The sequence below is a fragment of the Oerskovia sp. Root22 genome (assembly GCF_001429135.1).
Lineage (GTDB): Bacteria > Actinomycetota > Actinomycetes > Actinomycetales > Cellulomonadaceae > Oerskovia > Oerskovia enterophila.
The window spans coordinates 35,810-51,077 of the sequence record NZ_LMIL01000002.1 but is presented as its reverse complement, the minus strand read 5'-3'; the positions used below and the strand labels follow the sequence as shown (position 1 = coordinate 51,077).

Below are 15,268 nucleotides of genomic sequence, written 5' to 3'. Positions count from 1 at the left end.
GGCACTGGCGGGGCCAGCGGGGGCCAGCGGGGCCAGTGGGGGTCGATGGCGGCCGGACGGGCCGCCCCCGACGCCCGGCGCGTGTGGGTGCACTGCGCGATGATCGAGGAGGCGGCGCCGCCCCGGCGCCCGCGACCGGAAGGAACCCGCACATGGCCGAGGTACTGCTCTTCCACCACTCGCTCGGACTGACGCCCGGGGTCGAGGCGTTCGCCGAGACCCTCCGCGAGGCGGGCAACACCGTCTACCTGCCGGACCTCTACGAGGGCAGGACGTTCCCCGACATCGACAGCGGCATGGCGTACGTGAGGGAGATCGGGTTCGACACGATCCGCAAGCGCGGCGTGGCGGTGGCCGACGGGCTGCCCGAGGAGCTCGTCTTCGCGGGGTTCTCGCTCGGCGTGGTGCCCGCGCAGATGCTCGCCCAGACCCGCGAGGGCGCCCAGGGCGCGCTGCTCTTCTCCTCGTGCGTGCCCACGTCCGAGTTCAGCGACGACGGGTGGCCGCTCGGCGTGCCCGCGCAGGTCCACGGCATGGACGCCGACCCGTTCTTCGTGGACGAGGGAGACCTCGATGCGGCCCGCGCGCTGGTCGAGGCGGCGCCGGGCGAGGCCGAGCTGTTCCTCTACCCGGGCGACCAGCACCTGTTCGCCGACGCGAGCCTGCCCTCCTACGACGAGCACGCGGCACGCCTCCTCACCGAGCGGGCGATCCGGTTCCTCGACGGGATCGGGGCCTGACGGCACCCGGCCGTGACGACGTCCGGGCGGGGACCAGCCACGGGCGGTGATGGCCCCCGCCGGTCCGCCGCGGGCGTGAGCTGCGCGTACCTCGAAGAGCACGGCCGAGCGCACCGCAGGCAGGGTCGCACCTCGCTCCCTATGGTTGATCGATGAGCGCACCCGTCTCCCGCGCGCCCGTCCTCGACGTCGTCCGCCACGCGGTCGAGGCGGGGACGTCCGTCACCGTGGTCGGGCTCCCGGGGTCGGGACGCTCCACGCTCCTCGCGCAGGTGCGGGACGCGGCGGAGGACGACGGGTGGAGCGTGGTGTCGGTCCCCGGGCTCGGCGGAGCCGCCGAGCGACCTCTCGAGTCGCTCGTCCTCGCAGGCCTCGTCACGGGGCCGGCCGGCGCGCTGGGGGCGATGGCGACCGCGGTCGACGGAGTGACCAGGGCCGTCTCGGGTGGGCGAGCGCTCTTCCTGCTCGACGACGTCGAAGCGCTCGACGACGCATCGGCCGCGGTGATCGCCACCGTGGTCGCCCGTCGGGGCGCGAGCGTCGTTGCCACGGTGCGCCCTTCTTCTCGCGGGAACCGACCGGTCGAACGCGTGCTCGCGGGACGCGACGCCACGGTGCTGTGGATCCCCGTGCTGCCGTTCGAGGAGGTCCACCGCCTGGCGTCCGAGCTGCTCGGCGGTCAGGTGGACTCTGACGTGGCGGGCCGTGTCTACGCGCTCTCCGGGGGCCTGCCGGGCATCGCCCGTTCGATCGTGCTCGAGGCCCGGCGGGCCGGGCACCTGACGAAGCAGCCCGGCGGATGGGTCTCACGGCGCGACCTGTGGACCCCGGCCCTGGCCGTGACCGTCGGGCGCCTGCTCGACGGTCTGGGGGACGACGAACGCGACGCGCTGAGGATCCTCTCGGTCCTCGGCCCGTCGGAGGCCAGGACGGTCCGCCGGTTGCTCCCGTGGTCGGCCGTCGTCGCGCTCGACGACCACGGGCTCGTGCGCTTCGTCGAGGAGGAGGACAGGTCCCTCGTGGTCCTGTTCCCCCCGCTGCTCGCGGAGCACCTTCGGCACATCGGGCACGACGCGCGAGGTGTCCGAGCCCTGGACGCCATCGGGACCGCCCTGGACCCTGGAGGGGACACCGAGACGGAGTTCCGGCGGCCCGTGCTCGGCTCGCCGATGCGCTGGTCATCGTCGCCCGAGTCCTCGGCGATCCTCGGCCGGATCCTGCGTGAGCGCTCGGCGACCCGCCTCCTCGTCAGCCGTGACGCGTGGCGGCACGAGCCGACGAGCCGGAACACCGTGCTGTACCTCGACGCGCTCCTGACCGAAGGGGCCCCGTCGGCCGTCATCCGCGAGGTCCTCGACGAGTCGCGACGCGACGACGGGGCGGAGCCCCCACGCTTCGCCGCGTTCGTGCGGGCCTGGGAAGCGGGGTACCAGGCGCTCGTGCTCCACGACCCGGAAGGGGCGCTGGCGGATCTCGCCCGGCTCTCCGAGTCTGTCGAGGAGCGCGAGTCCTCGCTCTTCGACGCGATCGCCCGGCACGTCCTGCTCGTCGTCGCCCTCGAGCGGCCGGGCGACGCGGGACCGGAGGTGCCGGGTCATGGCAGCTCTCCGACGGGGTACGAGGCCGCTCCTGCGCCGTACCCGGTGGACGACGAGTCCTTGGCAGCACCGGGTGGGATCCTGACCCAGGTCGCCGACGTGGTCCGGCTCGTCCGGGGCGAGTCGCTCCTCGCGCAGGGACGCCCCGTCGATGCCTGGCAGGAGTTCTCCGCAGTGTCTCTGCCCGAGACGTCGCCGCGGCAGGACACCGCGTCGCTCGTGCCTCAGGCTCAGCTCGTCTCGGGCGAGATCGTGATGGCGACAGACCGGTCAATGCGCCTCCTCGACGAAGCGCGCGGGACGCTCGAGCCGGGACAGATCGAGCCGCAGGGCTACGTGGTCGCGCTCGGGCTCTTCCTGCAAGGACGGCTCACAGCCCTGCGCGAGCACCTGACGAGCATCTTCGCGATCGGCGCTCCCGCGCCGCTGCGACCGACGACCCGGGCCGGCCTGCTGGCCCTCGCATCCGCTCTGTCGCTCCTCGAGCGGAACGTCCCCAGTGCGCGGTCGCTCGTCTCCCAGCTCGATGCGATGCGGCTCGAGGCAGCGTTCTCCCCCCTGGCGCGCCCGGCACCACTCCTCGTCGCACTGGCCTTGGAGTCGGGTCGCGACGCGCGAGAGGCCGGGCGATCGGCATGGGATCACGTCTCGTCGCTCGCCGATCGCGGCTATGTCCTCGCGGCGACGTTCGACGCGGCGATCCTCGTGGACCTCTGGCCGGACGCCGGTCGTGCCGAGCGGGTCGCCGGGCTCGCGGTCGAGGCGCAGGGGAGTCTTCTTCCCGCGCTCGGACGCTACCTGCGGGCCGCGGCCGACCGCTCGGTCGAGAAGCTCCTGCTCTCGGTCGACGAGCTCTTCGAACGACAGCTCGTCACCTTCGCCGTCCGCGCCCACGTCGTCGCGATCAGGATCCTCCGCGCGGACGGAGCGACGGCGCGGGTGACGGAGGAGTCGTCCCGGCTGCGAGCCCGGGTGGCGAGCGCCGGAGAGGAGCTGGACCTGCTGGTCTCCGCGCTCACCCCCACCGAGGAGCTCAGTGCGCGGGAGCTGGAGGTTGCTCGGCTCGTCGCGGCAAGACTGAGCAACCGCGAGGTGGCCGAGCAGCTCGTGGTCAGCGAGAGGACGGTCGACAACCACGTCTACCGGATCTTCCGCAAGCTCGGTGTCGGCTCACGCGAGGAGATCGGCGGGCTGCTCTAGCCGCTCGGTCCGGGAGTGCAGCTGCCCCGCGGGCGTCGGGCACGACGCGTCTCGGCGTCTCGTCCGGGGCCGGTCCCTACGCCCCGCGTCTCGCGTACCCCACGGATCGAGGCGGCGTGCTCACCGTGCCGTCCCTGTCCGCTCAGACCGTGCCCGGACCGCCCTGAGCCCCGCCTTCGCTCGGGCACGGTGGTTCCACCAGCCAAACAACGGAGGTGGAACCATGTACCAGCTCGGTACGACCCAGGCAGGAACGGCGCTCGCGGCCACAGGAGCGATGGCCACCGGGTACACCGTGGTGGGCGCCTGGACACTGATCGTGGCAGGCCTCGCCCTCGTGACGACCGCGCGCGTGCTGCACAGGCGGCACGCCTCGCAGCGATGAGCCGGCCGGCTCCGCGAGTCGTCGCCCTCGTCCCCGCGCACGACGAGGCCGAGGCGCTCCCCGCGACCCTGGCCTCGTTGCGGGCCCAGACGCGTCCCGTCGACCGCGTGCTCGTCGTGTCCGACAACAGCACCGACGGGACCGTCGAGGTCGCACGAGCGCTAGGGGCGGACGTCATGGAGACCGTGGGCAACACCGGCCGCAAGGCCGGGGCGCTCAACCAGGCCTTGTCCGCCGTGGACGCGGAGAACGTCCTGGTCCTCGACGCCGACACCTCGATCGCCCCGACGTTCGTCGAGAAAGGGCTCGCACTGCTCGACGGACGTCCCGACCTGGGCGCGGTCGGAGGGGTCTTCCGTGGCACGCCTCCGCGGTCCCTGCTCGAGCAGCTCCAGTCCAACGAGTACGAGCGCTATGCGGTGCAGATCGACGTGACCGGGCGGACCGCGGTGCTCACGGGGACGGCCGCGCTCATCCGGACCGAGGCGCTCGCCGACGTCGCACGGCACCGTGGGGCGCGGCTTCCCGGTCCCCCGGGGGCCGTCTACGACCCGGGAGCCATCACCGAGGACTCGGAGCTGACGCTCGCGCTGCGCACCCTCGGACACGGTCTCGCCTCCCCGACGAGCATGTCGTGCACGACCGAGCTCATGCCGACGGCTCGGGACCTGCACCGCCAACGGGTGCGCTGGTACAAGGGGATGCTTGACAACCTTCGTGCCTACGGGTTCACCCGGGTCACTGCGCGGTACGTGGGGCAGCAGGCGATGATCGCGCTCGGGGCGCTCATGCTCATGAGCCTCGTCGTCCTCACCGCCCTCACGGTGGCGGCCGGGGCCTTCCGGTTCGTCCCGTTCTGGCTCGCGGTGGGCGGGGTGCTCGTGGCTGAGCGACTCGTGACGGTCTGGGGCGCCGGGCCGCGTGCGCGCGTGCTCGCGTCGCTCGTGCTGCCCGAGCTCGGCTACGACCTGTTCCTGCAGCTCGCGTTCGTCCGTGCCTGCTTCCTGGCCGCGACCGCTCGAGACGCGGGATGGCACCACGTCCAGCACACGAGCGCCGCTCCTGCAGGGACCTGAACCTAAGTACCCGACGCCGTAGGGGGCCGGCGTCGTCGGCCGACCCGTGAAGAACAAGCAGAGAGGACAGGCCGTGAGTGCCTGCCGAGGAAAGGAGAAGTCGTGGACGTCCAACCCGTCGTCGTCGGGATCGATGGTTCGAGCACGAGCAGGGACGCCTTGATCTGGGCGGTGCACGAGGCCCGCCTGCGCGGGGCGCCGCTGCATGTGATCCACGCCTGCCCGCACCCCACCTACGACCCGGTCTTCGCGGGCGGCTTCTGCCTGCCGCCGATCGCTCTCGAGGAGGAGGCCGACGTCGCACTCGACTGTGCGGGTGATCTCGTGCGAGAGACGGCACCCGAGGTCCCGGTCGAGACCTGGGCCTGCAAAGGACCTGCGGCCTCCGTGCTCCTGGACCAGGCGCAGGACGGGGCCGGGCTCGTCGTCGTGGGCTCACGAGGACTGGGAGCGTCCGGTGCACTGTTCCTGGGGTCGGTCAGCACCCGGGTAGCCGCTCGTTCGACGGTGCCCGTGGTCGTGGTCCCGCCGGGGACGGAGCACTCCACCGCCGGGCCCGTCGTCGTCGGGGTCGACGGCACCCCGCACTCGATGGCCGCGGTGCGCGCGGGTACGCGCGAGGCAGTGCTTCGGGGAGTGCCCCTCGAGCTCGTCTCGGCGTACCTCGTCCCGGCGGATCTTCTGGTCGGCCCCCTCGCACCACCGGTCGACCTTCGGCCGGCGTACGTGGAGCGCGCCGAGCGAGTCGTCGGGGAGGCGGCTCGGACGGCCCGCACCATGGGGCCGCACCTGGAGGTTCGCACCCACGTCGTCGAAGGGGTGCCCACCGACGCGATCGCTCAGGTCGCCGGGTCGACGGCGTCGCTCGTCGTGCTCGGCTCGCGGGGCCACGGCAGGGTGCTGGGGCCGGTCCTGGGCTCGGTCAGCCAGTCGGTGCTGCACCGCGCGACCGGGCCCGTCATGGTGGTGCACGCCCAGGACTGATGGTCGTCCTGCCGCTCGCGCGCCGGACCTGTGCTCGGCCCTGCGGGCGCTCTCACACATGAGGAGGAGCCGACCATGAAGAGCTCGACCATCCCGGCAGCAGCCCTGACGCTGCTGCTCACCACGGTGCCCGCCGTCGCGCAGGCCGTCCCCGAGGACGTGGCTGTCCCGTCGTCCCCCCTCGCCGGGGTCGCGGCGACACCCGTCGCCGACGAGCCGGCGCCGGACGTCGACCCCCTGGGTCCCGACGAGCCGGCGCCGGACGTCGTTCTCGGCGACGGTCTGGCGGGGACGGGCGCTGGGGCGGCGGCCACCGCCGCGGCGGCGCTAGCCACGCTCGGTGCCGGAGCCGGTCTCCTGGCCCGTTCGCGGCGTCGCGGCTCGCAGTAGGCGCGGTCAGCGCCAGACGACGTCCAGGCGCTGCGGCACGTCCCAGCCGGCTGCCACGACGGGCTGCTCACCAGCGGGGGACACCGCGCGCCCGGCTCACCACGACAGGATCCCGTGGACCGCGTCCTCCAGTCGCGAGGACAGCGTGGTGTCGGCGACGACGGCGTCCCGCTCCTGCGCGGCCCGTTCCGGGAGATCCGTGATGATCCCGTCGACCCCCTCGCGCACGTAGCCGCGCATCGCGGCGGGCTCGTCGACCGTCCAGACGAACACCTTCGTGCCTGCCGCGTGCGCCTCGGCGAGCAGCGACGGCGTGAACGACGACTCCTCGACCGCGACGAAGTCGGCGGTCGTCGCCGGCAGCCGCCCGAGGTTCACGGGGAGCACGTATCCCGTCCCGATCTCCGGGGCGAGGGACTCCACCTGCTCGACGACGTCCTTGTCGAGCGACTGCACCAGGTACGTGCCGGCGACGCCCTTGGCCTGGAGCAGCGCGACCACGTCCTCGACGTACCCGGGGGACTCGCGGCCGTGGGGCTTGATCTCGACGAGGAGCGGGACGCCGAGCTCCTGGGCGCGGTCGACGAACGCCTCGAGCGTCGGGATCGACGCCTCGTGCCCCCGGGCCCGGACGGTCGTCGCGGTGAGCTCGGGAGTCGTCAGGTCGTAGACGTCGCGGTCGACGCCGGCGAGGCGCGCGAGGTTCGTGTCGTGGACGACGACGATGCCGCCGTCGGCGGCCTGCTGCACGTCGATCTCGACGTACGCCGCGCGTGCCTCGGCTGCCGCCTCCAGGGAAGGGATCGTGTTCTCGACGCCGCGTGACGGGTACCCGCGGTGCGCGATCACCTGCGTCTCGCTGCGGTTGCCGATGTCCGTCATGACCGACGTGTTGTGGACCGAGAGGACGGCGAGGGCGACGACGCCCGCGATCCCGACGACGACACGCACCCATCGCGGTCCGTGCAGGCGGGCCGCGACCGGCTCGGCGGGCGCGGAGTGGATCGCTCCGCCGTCGGGCCCCTCGCCCTGGCGGACGCCCAGCGCGACCACCACGACCTGGGCGAGCATCGCGGCGACGAAGCCCGTCACGACGAACACCGCGATCTGCACCACCGCGAGCGAGAACCCCGCGACGAGCGGGGACGCGTCGGGTGCGACGCGCTCGGTGAAGCGCGTCGGGGCCAGGCCGACGTTCACGACGCCCACCAGGAACGTCGCCGCGACCGCGAGCACGATCCCGAAGAGCACCACGAACCGCCACGTGTGCCAGCGCGTGAGGCGCCAGCTCGTCGCCATCGAGGCCGCGACCGACGCGTCGCTCGTCACGAACACCGCGAGCGTGAGCACCAGGCGCAGGTTCAGGTAGAGCACCACGGCGAGGAAGCCGTAGTAGAGCCACGTCCCGACGTCGGTCTCGAGCAGCGAGCCCACGACGAACCGCGGGATGCGGATCCCGCGCACGACCGTCGCCACGATCCCGACGTTGCCGAGCGGCAGCACCACGAAGAAGTACGGCACGAACAGCAGCACCTGCGGGCTGAGGAGCTTGCGCGCCGCCACGAGCAGGTCGCGGGCGACCGTGCGGACCGTGACCGGCTCGCGGTGCGCGAGGCGATGGGCGATCACGAGCAGCGCCCCCACCTGGACGAGCACCACGAGGCACGCGAGGGCTGCGATGAGGAGGATCAGCAGGTCGGTCACGGGCGAGCGCAGGACCTGACCGAGCGTCCGCTGGGTCACGGCCTCTACCCCTGCCTGGTCGAGCGCGAGCTCGAACAGCCAGGCGAGCGCCGGGAAGACGAGCAGCACGCTCAAGCCCTGCAGCAGCAGGATCGCCTTGAGGTACGTGCCGAACGACGTCCCGAGGTAGGTCAGCGCGGCGCCCAGGGTCGGCCAGGTGCGCACGGTCCTCACCCCGCGAGCCTAGGCCACAGGAGGCAGCGGGCTGGCAGGGGGGCCTCCCGCGACCGCCACCCGCCGGGCCGTGGGAAGGAACTCCACGGAGCCGGGCTTCGTTGTGCAGTACCACGTGCTCATGACCCGCCCACGAGCTGAGAGAGACGGCCCATGGACTCCGGAACCTGGCTCAACATCGGGCTGGTCCTCGTGTTCGTGCTGGTCGGAGGCGTCTTCGCCGGGACCGAGTTCGCACTGGTCTCGTTGCGCGACTCGCAGATCAAGCAGCTTGAGCAGCAAGGGTCGCGGGGCAAGCGGGTCGCCGGGGTGGCCCGCGACCCCAACAGGTTTCTCGCCGCTGTCCAGATCGGCGTGACGGTGGCCGGCTTCCTGTCTGCGGCCTACGGCGCGTCGACCCTCGCCCCGGACTTCGTCCCGGCGCTCGAGTCGCTCGGGCTGCCGACCGGGCTCGCATCGACCGTCTCGCTCGTGGCGTTGACGCTCGTCATCTCCTACCTGTCGCTGGTGCTGGGCGAGCTGGTCCCCAAGCGCATTGCGCTCCAGCGGTCCGCCCAGGTCGCGGTCGTCGTCGGGCCGCCGCTCGACCGGTTCGCGACCGCGATGCGGCCGGTCATCTGGCTGCTGTCGCGGTCCACGGACCTGGTGGTGCGCCTGCTGGGCGGCAACCCGACCGCGCGGAGCGAGCAGATGACCGAGGAGGAGCTGCGGGACCTCGTGATCGCGCACGAGGCCTTGCCCGAGGACGAGCGGAAGATCCTCACCGACGTGTTCTCGGCGGCCGGACGGTCGGTCGTCGAGACCATGCGGCCACGCGGCGAGGTCGTCTTCCTGTCCGCCGACCTCCCGCTCGTCGAGGCGGCCACGGTCGTGCGGACCCAGCCCTACTCGCGCTACCCGGTCACGGGAGAGGACTTCGACGACGTCGTCGGGTTCCTGCACGTCCGCGACCTCCTCGACGCTCACGACGACGCCCCGACGGGCGTGCCGCGGACCGTGCGCGAGGTGACACGTGCCGAGCTCGAGCTGCCCGGCACGAACCAGCTGCTGCCCTCGCTGTCGCTCATGCGGCGGACCGGGGTCCACCTCGCGATCGTCGTCGACGAGTACGGGGGAACGGACGGGATCGTCACGCTCGAGGACCTGGTCGAGGAGCTCGTCGGGGACATCCGCGACGAGTACGACCTCGCCCACGAGCCCCTGGCCCGGGGGAGCTTCGACGCGGGCCTCACGCTCGAGGCGTTCGCCGACCAGAGCGGCATCCGGCTCGCCGACGGCCCGTACGAGACCGTCGCCGGGTACGTCATCGCGCGTCTGGGGCGTCTGGGTGCGGTCGGAGACGCCGTCGACCTGCCCGGGCACCGGTTGACCGTGAGCGCGGTCGAGGACCGGCGCATCCGTCAGGTGACGGTCACGGCGCTATCGGAGAGGGGCCTGGAGGATTGACGTGGGCGCGGGCCGGGCGCAGGGGCAACGACGCCTCCTGGGGACGGCGGTGCGGCGCGCGCCCCGGGTGTGCTCGGGGAACGCGCCACGCCACCGGAGGGCTACGGCGCTTCGGCGATCTTCGCGATCGCGTCGAGGCGCCGCTCCCACGTGGCGCCGATCGCGTCGAGGGCTCGGGCCGTCTCGGTGAGGCGGGACCCGACGGCCTGGTAGCGCACCTCGCGACCGACCCGCACGGGCTCGACGAGCCCGGCCTCGGCGAGGACCGCGAGGTGCTTGGCGATCGCCTGCCGGGAGATGGGCAGGCGCGACGCCAGTGCGGAGGCCGAGAGGTCCGCCTGCCCGAGCTCCTGGAGCAGCTGCCACCTGGTGTCGTCGGCGAGCGCGGCGAACACGGGGGCCAGTGTCGAGGTGCTCATGCCGGCCGTCCGTCGGGGACGGCCTGGTGGGCGCTCTCGAGGAACGCGACGAGCTCGTCGAGCTCGCCGGTCCACCCGGAACGGTTGCTCTCCATGGCGTGGGCGGATCCCTCGCCGAGGCGGTCGAACCCGGACTCGACGACGCTGAGCAGCGTCCCCGGCCCGTCGGCCGCGAGGGTGAACCGGACCTGGGTCGAGTTGTCGTCGCGCAGGGGCGTGCTGGGCTGGTTGGTCCACGTGAAGGCGAACGCGACCGGCTCGTCGTACTCGTCGATGCGGACGGCGAACTCGCCGAACCCGTCGAAGCCGAACGACCCTTCGCCGCCCACGCGCAGGTCGGGCAGCGAGGCCCTCTGGCCGAACCACTGGGCGATGAGGTCGTCGCGGGTCAGTGCCGCCCAGACGCGGTCGGGGGTCGCGTGGACGAGGACGGTGCGCGTCACCTGGAACTTCTCGGGGTCGATGACAGCCTGCTGGTCGATGGACGTCATGGTCGTTCCTCTCGAAGGGTTCATGTGCAACTTCAGAGTTGCACATGGAGACCCTGAGTGCAACCCCTAGGTTGCAGATGGGTCGCTCGGTGCCGCGATCCCCAGGAGCTCGCGCGCGACACCCTCGGCCGCGCCCGGTACCAGCGCGTAGTAAGCCCAGACCCCACGCTTCTCGCGATGCAGCAGTCCGGCGTCGACGAGGATCTTGAGGTGGTGGCTCACGGTGGGCTGGCTGAGCCCCACGGGCTCCACGAGGTCGCACACGCACGCCTCGCCGCCTGTCGAGGCTGCGACGATCGCGAGCAGGCGGACGCGCGTCGGGTCGCCGAGCGCCTTGAAGGTCCGGGCGAGGTGCTCGACGTCGGCCGGACCTGCCGACGTGCCGTGTGCCGCGGTGCCCTCGGTCTCGTCCGGTCCGCAGCACGCCGCGGCCCGGGTGTCGGCGGGGGCGATCGAGGTCGTCATGCCCACATCTTGCCACGCATCGACATTCTTCGATACGTTCAGGCATCGAAGTTTGTCGATCCCTGTGCCTGGTGCCCGGTGGGTCGCCCGAGGAAGGAGAGGCCATGGCTGTTCACGAGGAGCTGCCCGTCGTCGTCGTGGGAGCCGGACCGGTGGGGCTCGCTGCCGCCGCGCACCTGCTCGAGCGGGGGATCGAGCCCCTGGTCCTGGAGGCCGGCGGGTCGGCGGGGTCCGCGGTCGCCGCGTGGGGCCACGTGCGACTGTTCTCGCCGTGGCGCTACGACGTCGACGCCGCCGCGCGCCGCCTCCTCGAGGCCACGGGGTGGACCGCCCCGGACCCCGACGCCCTGCCCACGGGAGCCGAGCTCGTCGAGCGCTACCTGACCCCGCTCGCCGCGACGCCGCAGATCGCGGCCCGCCTGCGGACGTCGTCGCGCGTGGTCGCGATCTCGCGCGAGGGCGCGGACAAGACGCGTTCGCTCGGACGGGAGCGGCTCGCGTACCGGGTCCGCGTCCAGGGGCCCGACGGCGCCACGCACCACGTGCGCGCCCGTGCGGTCCTCGACGCGTCCGGCACGTGGGGGCAGCCGAACCCCGTCGGCACGGGCGGGCTGCCCGCTCTCGGCGAGGTCGGGTCGTCCGCCGTGACGGGGCCGCTGCCCGACGTGCTGGGCACCGACCGTGCGCTCTTCGCGGGCCGCCGGACGCTCGTCGTCGGGATGGGGCACTCGGCCGCGAACACGCTCCTGAGCCTCGTCGAGCTCGCCCGCGACGAGCCCGGCACGCGCATCACCTGGGCCGTCCGAGGCGGGTCTCCGCGTCGTCTCTACGGCGGCGGGACCGACGACGAGCTGCCCGCGCGCGGGCAGCTGGGGACCCGGCTGCGCGACGCCGTCGAGTCAGGGCTCGTCACGCTGGCGACGCGCACCTCGATCGAACGGATCGAGCCGGTCGAGCCCGCGGGTGGGAACTGGCCCGTCGGCACGTCCGGCACCGTCGGCACGGCTGACGCTCCCGTGCGGTCCGCTGCGCCGTCCGATGTGCCGACGGCGACCGGCCCCGTCCGGGTCCAGGGCGCCACGCGCGACGGGGAGCTCGACCTCGAGGTCGACACGGTCGTCGGCGCGACCGGCTTCCGACCCGACCTCGACATGCTCCGCGAGGTTCGGCTCGACCTGGACCCGGTGGTCGAGTCGCCCCGCGCTCTCGCCGACCTGATCGACCCGAACCACCACTCGTGCGGGACCGTCCCGCCGCACGGCGAGGCCCTGCTGACCCACCCCGACACCGGCTTCTACGTCGTGGGCATGAAGAGCTACGGCCGGGCGCCGACGTTCCTCCTCGCGACGGGCTACGAGCAGGTGCGCTCGATCGCCGCGGCGCTCGCGGGCGACCGGGAGGCCGCGGACCTGGTCCAGCTCGACCTGCCCGCGACCGGGGTCTGCTCGACCGACCTCGCGCTCGACCCGGTCTCCGGCGAGACCGCCGAGGTCTCGTGCTGCGGCACGTCCCCGGCGTCCCCGGAGCCCGTGCTCGTCACGTTCGGCGCCCCCGCCGGTAGCCTGGGATTCGCGACCGGTACGGCCCACGGCCGGTCGGCCGACGAGCAGGAGGTCCCCCGATGAGCGCGCCCCGATCCGTCCTGTTCGTGTGCGTCAAGAACGGTGGCAAGTCGCAGATGGCCGCAGGGCTCGCGCGGCAGATCGCGCCCGACGTCCAGGTCGACTCGGCGGGCACGTCACCGGGGTCGAGCCTCAACGCGCTCTCGGTCGAGGCGATGGCCGAGGTCGGCGTCGACCTGTCGGGCGAGCACCCCCAGCCCCTCACCCCGGAGCTGGTCGCCGCGGCGGAGGTCGTCGTCGTCCTCGGGCGCGACGCCCAGGTGACGACCGACGACGGGACGCCCGTCGTCGTCTGGGACACCGACGAGCCGTCGCTGCGCGGCATCGAGGGCATGGAGCGCATGCGGCTCGTGCGCGACGACATCGCGGCGCACGTGCGCGACCTGCTCGAGCGCTGAGGGCGGCTGGGGCCCGCACCACGGCGGGCGCAGCTGGCGCCGGAGACGGCGCGAGGCACCTCCCGGTCCGGGAGGTGCCTCGTGCCGTACGGAGAGGACGGGGTCAGGCGGTCGGGGCCGCGCCGCCCGTGGGGTGGGAGCCGTCTCCGTCGGTCGGCTTGCCCAGCACGTTCTCGCGGACCACGCGGCGCAGCACCTTGCCGATCTGCGAGCGCGGCAGGTCCGGCACGACGAACAGGTGCTTGGGCAGCGCGTAGCGGGCGAGCTTCTGCTCGCCCCAGGCGCGCACGGCCGCGAGGTCGACGGGCAGGCCGCTCGCGGTCGTCTCCGACTCGTCGAGCACGATCGCCGCCGCGACGCGCTCGTCCGAGCCCTCGCCCGGCAGGCCCACGACCGCGACGTCCCGGATGCCGGGCATGAGGCGCAGGTGGTCCTCGACCTGCGACGGGTAGATCTTGAACCCGCCCGTGATGATCATCTCCTTGATGCGGTCGACGAGCGTGACCACGCCGTCCGCGTCCACGGTCACGACGTCACCCGTGCGGAGCCAGCCTCCCTCGAGCAGCTGGTGGGCCGTCTCCTCGGGACGGTTCCAGTAGCCCTGGAAGACCTGCGGCCCGTGGATGAGCAGCTCGCCGCGGACCGTGCCGTGCTCGTCAGGGACGACGTCCTGCGTCGGGTCGTCCTGGTCGACGACCCGGATGTCGGTGCTCGGGAAGGGCAGGCCCAGGGTGCCGGGGCGACGGTCGGCCGAGACGGGGTTGCCGAGCGCCACGGGGGACGTCTCGGTCATGCCGTAGCCCTCGATGAGCAGACCGCCGGTCGCCTCTTCCCAGGTGCGCGCCGTCGTCGGGCTGATGGGCATGGCCCCCGCGAACGCGAGCCGGATCGAGTGCAGGTCCACGGGCTTGCCCGCCGCACGGGCCTTCGCGGCAGCGGCCGCGACGCGGTCGAACATGGGGGCGACGCCCGGGAGGAACGTCGCGGGGCGACGCTTCTGCGCGGCCAGGACCGAGTCGGCGTCGAACTTGGGGAACGCGACGAGCGTCGCACCGATCCGCGCCGGGAGCGTCAGGCAGAACATGAGGCCGAACGCGTGGAAGAACGGCAGGACCCCGTAGACGGTCTCCTCGCCCTCGCGGAACGACGCCCACGCCTGACCCTGCACGGTGTTCGCGACGAGGTTCCGGTGCGTCAGGACCGCGCCCTTGGGCGTGCCCGTGGTGCCGCCGGTGTACTGGAGGAGCGCGACGTCGTCGGCCGTGGGCTGCGGCGTCGACGGGTCGAGCGGGCCGGCCGCGGCGACGAGACGGTGCCAGTCCGGCACCCCTGCCGAGGCAGGGCCGCGCAGCGCGGCCTTCTGGGTGCGCGCCGCCTCGACGGGCAGGTGCAGCGCGAGGCGCTTGACGAAGGGCAGGTCACGGGCGACGTCGACCGACACCACCTTGCGGAGCTCGGTGTGCGGCTGGGCCGAAAGGACCGCGGGGACGGCCTTCTGCCACACGAGCGCGACCGTGGCGCCCGAGTCCGCGAGCTGGTGGGCCAGCTCGTCGGACGAGTAGGTGGGGTTGTGCTCGACGACCGTCGCGCCCAGGCGCAGCGCGGCGTAGAACGCGACGAGGTGCGACGTGCAGTTGGGCATGACGAGCGCGACACGGTCTCCTGGGCCGACGCCCAGGGTGGACAGGGCGCTCGCTGCGCGGTCCACCTTCTGGGCGAGGCGCGCGTACGTGATCGTGGCGCCGAAGAAGTCGACCGCCACCCGGTCCGGCCAGCGTGCAGCGGCTCGGGCGAGCGCCGCGGTCACGGGCTCGTCGGGGACGTCGACGGTTGCGGGAACCCCTGGGGAGTACCGACTCAGCCAGGGCTGCTTTGCCAAGGTGTTCACTACTACACCGTAACTTACGGATGCGTAGGTTATGTGTGCGCTGCGTGCGAGGAACCTCGGCGTGGCCTGGGAGAACCCAGGATGTGAACTGATTCCCACCCGGGGGGAACCTTCGGGGGAGGAGCTGCGTGTTCCGTTCGTGAGGACAACGTACCGACCCCCGCCGAGCAGTTCCGGCGCACGGGTCGCAGGGGGCAGCAGCACGTCGTCCGGACCCGCGCCTGCGAGGTCTCGAGCCGTCAGGGGGCG

14 protein-coding genes are annotated in these 15,268 nt (G+C 73.0%); 9 read left to right on the top strand and 5 right to left on the bottom strand.

From position 1 onward, the window contains the following. Positions 1-152: 152 nt before the first annotated feature. The 6 genes from ASE15_RS03725 to ASE15_RS03705 all read left to right on the top strand — a co-directional run bounded on the left by ASE15_RS03725 (position 153) and on the right by ASE15_RS03705 (position 6,373). Positions 153-740 carry a dienelactone hydrolase family protein gene (locus ASE15_RS03725; RefSeq protein WP_056761630.1) on the top strand — a complete coding sequence of 196 codons (588 nt, stop codon included), beginning with the start codon at positions 153-155 and terminating at the stop codon, positions 738-740. Positions 741-892: 152 nt separating this feature from the next. Further along, the gene (locus tag ASE15_RS03720; protein WP_056761625.1) at positions 893-3,538 is read left to right on the top strand and encodes a LuxR C-terminal-related transcriptional regulator; all 2,646 of its coding nucleotides are present in this window, start codon (positions 893-895) and stop codon (positions 3,536-3,538) included. Between the two features lie 223 nt (positions 3,539-3,761). Next, positions 3,762-3,923 carry a hypothetical protein gene (locus ASE15_RS20730; protein WP_157257401.1) on the top strand — a complete coding sequence of 54 codons (162 nt, stop codon included), beginning with the start codon at positions 3,762-3,764 and terminating at the stop codon, positions 3,921-3,923. After that, positions 3,920-4,999, top strand: coding sequence for a glycosyltransferase family 2 protein (locus ASE15_RS03715; RefSeq protein ID WP_056761621.1), 1,080 nt, complete (start codon positions 3,920-3,922; stop codon positions 4,997-4,999). Before ASE15_RS20730 ends, ASE15_RS03715 begins: the two co-directional genes overlap by 4 nt. A 102-nt stretch (positions 5,000-5,101) precedes the next feature. Continuing rightward, complete coding sequence (locus ASE15_RS03710; protein WP_056761617.1) at positions 5,102-5,983, top strand: universal stress protein; 882 nt, start codon at positions 5,102-5,104, stop codon at positions 5,981-5,983. 75 nt (positions 5,984-6,058) lie between these two features. Then, positions 6,059-6,373, top strand: coding sequence for a hypothetical protein (locus ASE15_RS03705; RefSeq protein ID WP_056761611.1), 315 nt, complete (start codon positions 6,059-6,061; stop codon positions 6,371-6,373). 96 nt (positions 6,374-6,469) lie between these two features. On the opposite strand, the gene ASE15_RS03700 is transcribed toward ASE15_RS03705, so the two are convergent. Beyond that, on the bottom strand, positions 6,470-8,290 hold the full coding sequence (locus ASE15_RS03700) for a glycerophosphoryl diester phosphodiesterase membrane domain-containing protein (protein ID WP_082618192.1): 1,821 nt from the start codon (positions 8,288-8,290) through the stop codon (positions 6,470-6,472). Between the two features lie 153 nt (positions 8,291-8,443). Between ASE15_RS03700 and ASE15_RS03695 the strand changes: the two genes are divergently transcribed. After that, positions 8,444-9,736 carry a hemolysin family protein gene (locus ASE15_RS03695; RefSeq protein ID WP_056761603.1) on the top strand — a complete coding sequence of 431 codons (1,293 nt, stop codon included), beginning with the start codon at positions 8,444-8,446 and terminating at the stop codon, positions 9,734-9,736. A gap of 101 nt (positions 9,737-9,837) precedes the next feature. Here the strand turns inward: ASE15_RS03695 and ASE15_RS03690 are convergent, their stop codons facing one another. From ASE15_RS03690 to ASE15_RS03680, 3 genes are all read right to left on the bottom strand, one after another. Continuing rightward, positions 9,838-10,155 carry a helix-turn-helix transcriptional regulator gene (locus tag ASE15_RS03690; protein WP_200960507.1) on the bottom strand — a complete coding sequence of 106 codons (318 nt, stop codon included), beginning with the start codon at positions 10,153-10,155 and terminating at the stop codon, positions 9,838-9,840. Then, positions 10,152-10,646 (bottom strand): SRPBCC domain-containing protein, encoded by a 495-nt coding sequence (locus ASE15_RS03685; protein ID WP_056761598.1) that lies wholly within the window; start codon positions 10,644-10,646, stop codon positions 10,152-10,154. Before ASE15_RS03685 ends, ASE15_RS03690 begins: the two co-directional genes overlap by 4 nt. A 66-nt stretch (positions 10,647-10,712) precedes the next feature. Further along, positions 10,713-11,111: a metalloregulator ArsR/SmtB family transcription factor gene (locus ASE15_RS03680; protein ID WP_056761593.1), complete on the bottom strand. Its 399-nt coding sequence runs from the start codon at positions 11,109-11,111 to the stop codon at positions 10,713-10,715. A 104-nt stretch (positions 11,112-11,215) separates the two neighbouring features. Between ASE15_RS03680 and ASE15_RS03675 the strand changes: the two genes are divergently transcribed. Further along, on the top strand, positions 11,216-12,736 hold the full coding sequence (locus ASE15_RS03675) for an FAD-dependent oxidoreductase (protein ID WP_056761591.1): 1,521 nt from the start codon (positions 11,216-11,218) through the stop codon (positions 12,734-12,736). Next, positions 12,733-13,131: a low molecular weight phosphatase family protein gene (locus ASE15_RS03670; protein WP_056761587.1), complete on the top strand. Its 399-nt coding sequence runs from the start codon at positions 12,733-12,735 to the stop codon at positions 13,129-13,131. Before ASE15_RS03675 ends, ASE15_RS03670 begins: the two co-directional genes overlap by 4 nt. A gap of 103 nt (positions 13,132-13,234) precedes the next feature. Here ASE15_RS03670 and ASE15_RS03665 read toward each other — a convergent pair whose 3' ends face one another. Then, the gene (locus tag ASE15_RS03665; protein WP_056647395.1) at positions 13,235-15,019 is read right to left on the bottom strand and encodes an AMP-binding protein; all 1,785 of its coding nucleotides are present in this window, start codon (positions 15,017-15,019) and stop codon (positions 13,235-13,237) included. Positions 15,020-15,268: the final 249 nt, after the last annotated feature.

What these genes read in the sequence shown, in the direction of transcription:
- ASE15_RS03685 (WP_056761598.1), bottom strand. Translation starts at nt 10,646, where the DNA reads ATGACGTCCATCGACCAGCAGGCTGTCATCGACCCCGAGAAGTTCCAG.
- ASE15_RS03680 (WP_056761593.1), bottom strand. Translation starts at nt 11,111, where the DNA reads ATGACGACCTCGATCGCCCCCGCCGACACCCGGGCCGCGGCGTGCTGC.
- ASE15_RS03725 (WP_056761630.1), top strand. Translation starts at nt 153, where the DNA reads ATGGCCGAGGTACTGCTCTTCCACCACTCGCTCGGACTGACGCCCGGG.
- ASE15_RS03670 (WP_056761587.1), top strand. Translation starts at nt 12,733, where the DNA reads ATGAGCGCGCCCCGATCCGTCCTGTTCGTGTGCGTCAAGAACGGTGGC.
- ASE15_RS20730 (WP_157257401.1), top strand. Translation starts at nt 3,762, where the DNA reads ATGTACCAGCTCGGTACGACCCAGGCAGGAACGGCGCTCGCGGCCACA.
- ASE15_RS03715 (WP_056761621.1), top strand. Translation starts at nt 3,920, where the DNA reads ATGAGCCGGCCGGCTCCGCGAGTCGTCGCCCTCGTCCCCGCGCACGAC.
- ASE15_RS03675 (WP_056761591.1), top strand. Translation starts at nt 11,216, where the DNA reads ATGGCTGTTCACGAGGAGCTGCCCGTCGTCGTCGTGGGAGCCGGACCG.
- ASE15_RS03695 (WP_056761603.1), top strand. Translation starts at nt 8,444, where the DNA reads ATGGACTCCGGAACCTGGCTCAACATCGGGCTGGTCCTCGTGTTCGTG.
- ASE15_RS03720 (WP_056761625.1), top strand. Translation starts at nt 893, where the DNA reads ATGAGCGCACCCGTCTCCCGCGCGCCCGTCCTCGACGTCGTCCGCCAC.
- ASE15_RS03690 (WP_200960507.1), bottom strand. Translation starts at nt 10,155, where the DNA reads ATGAGCACCTCGACACTGGCCCCCGTGTTCGCCGCGCTCGCCGACGAC.
- ASE15_RS03705 (WP_056761611.1), top strand. Translation starts at nt 6,059, where the DNA reads ATGAAGAGCTCGACCATCCCGGCAGCAGCCCTGACGCTGCTGCTCACC.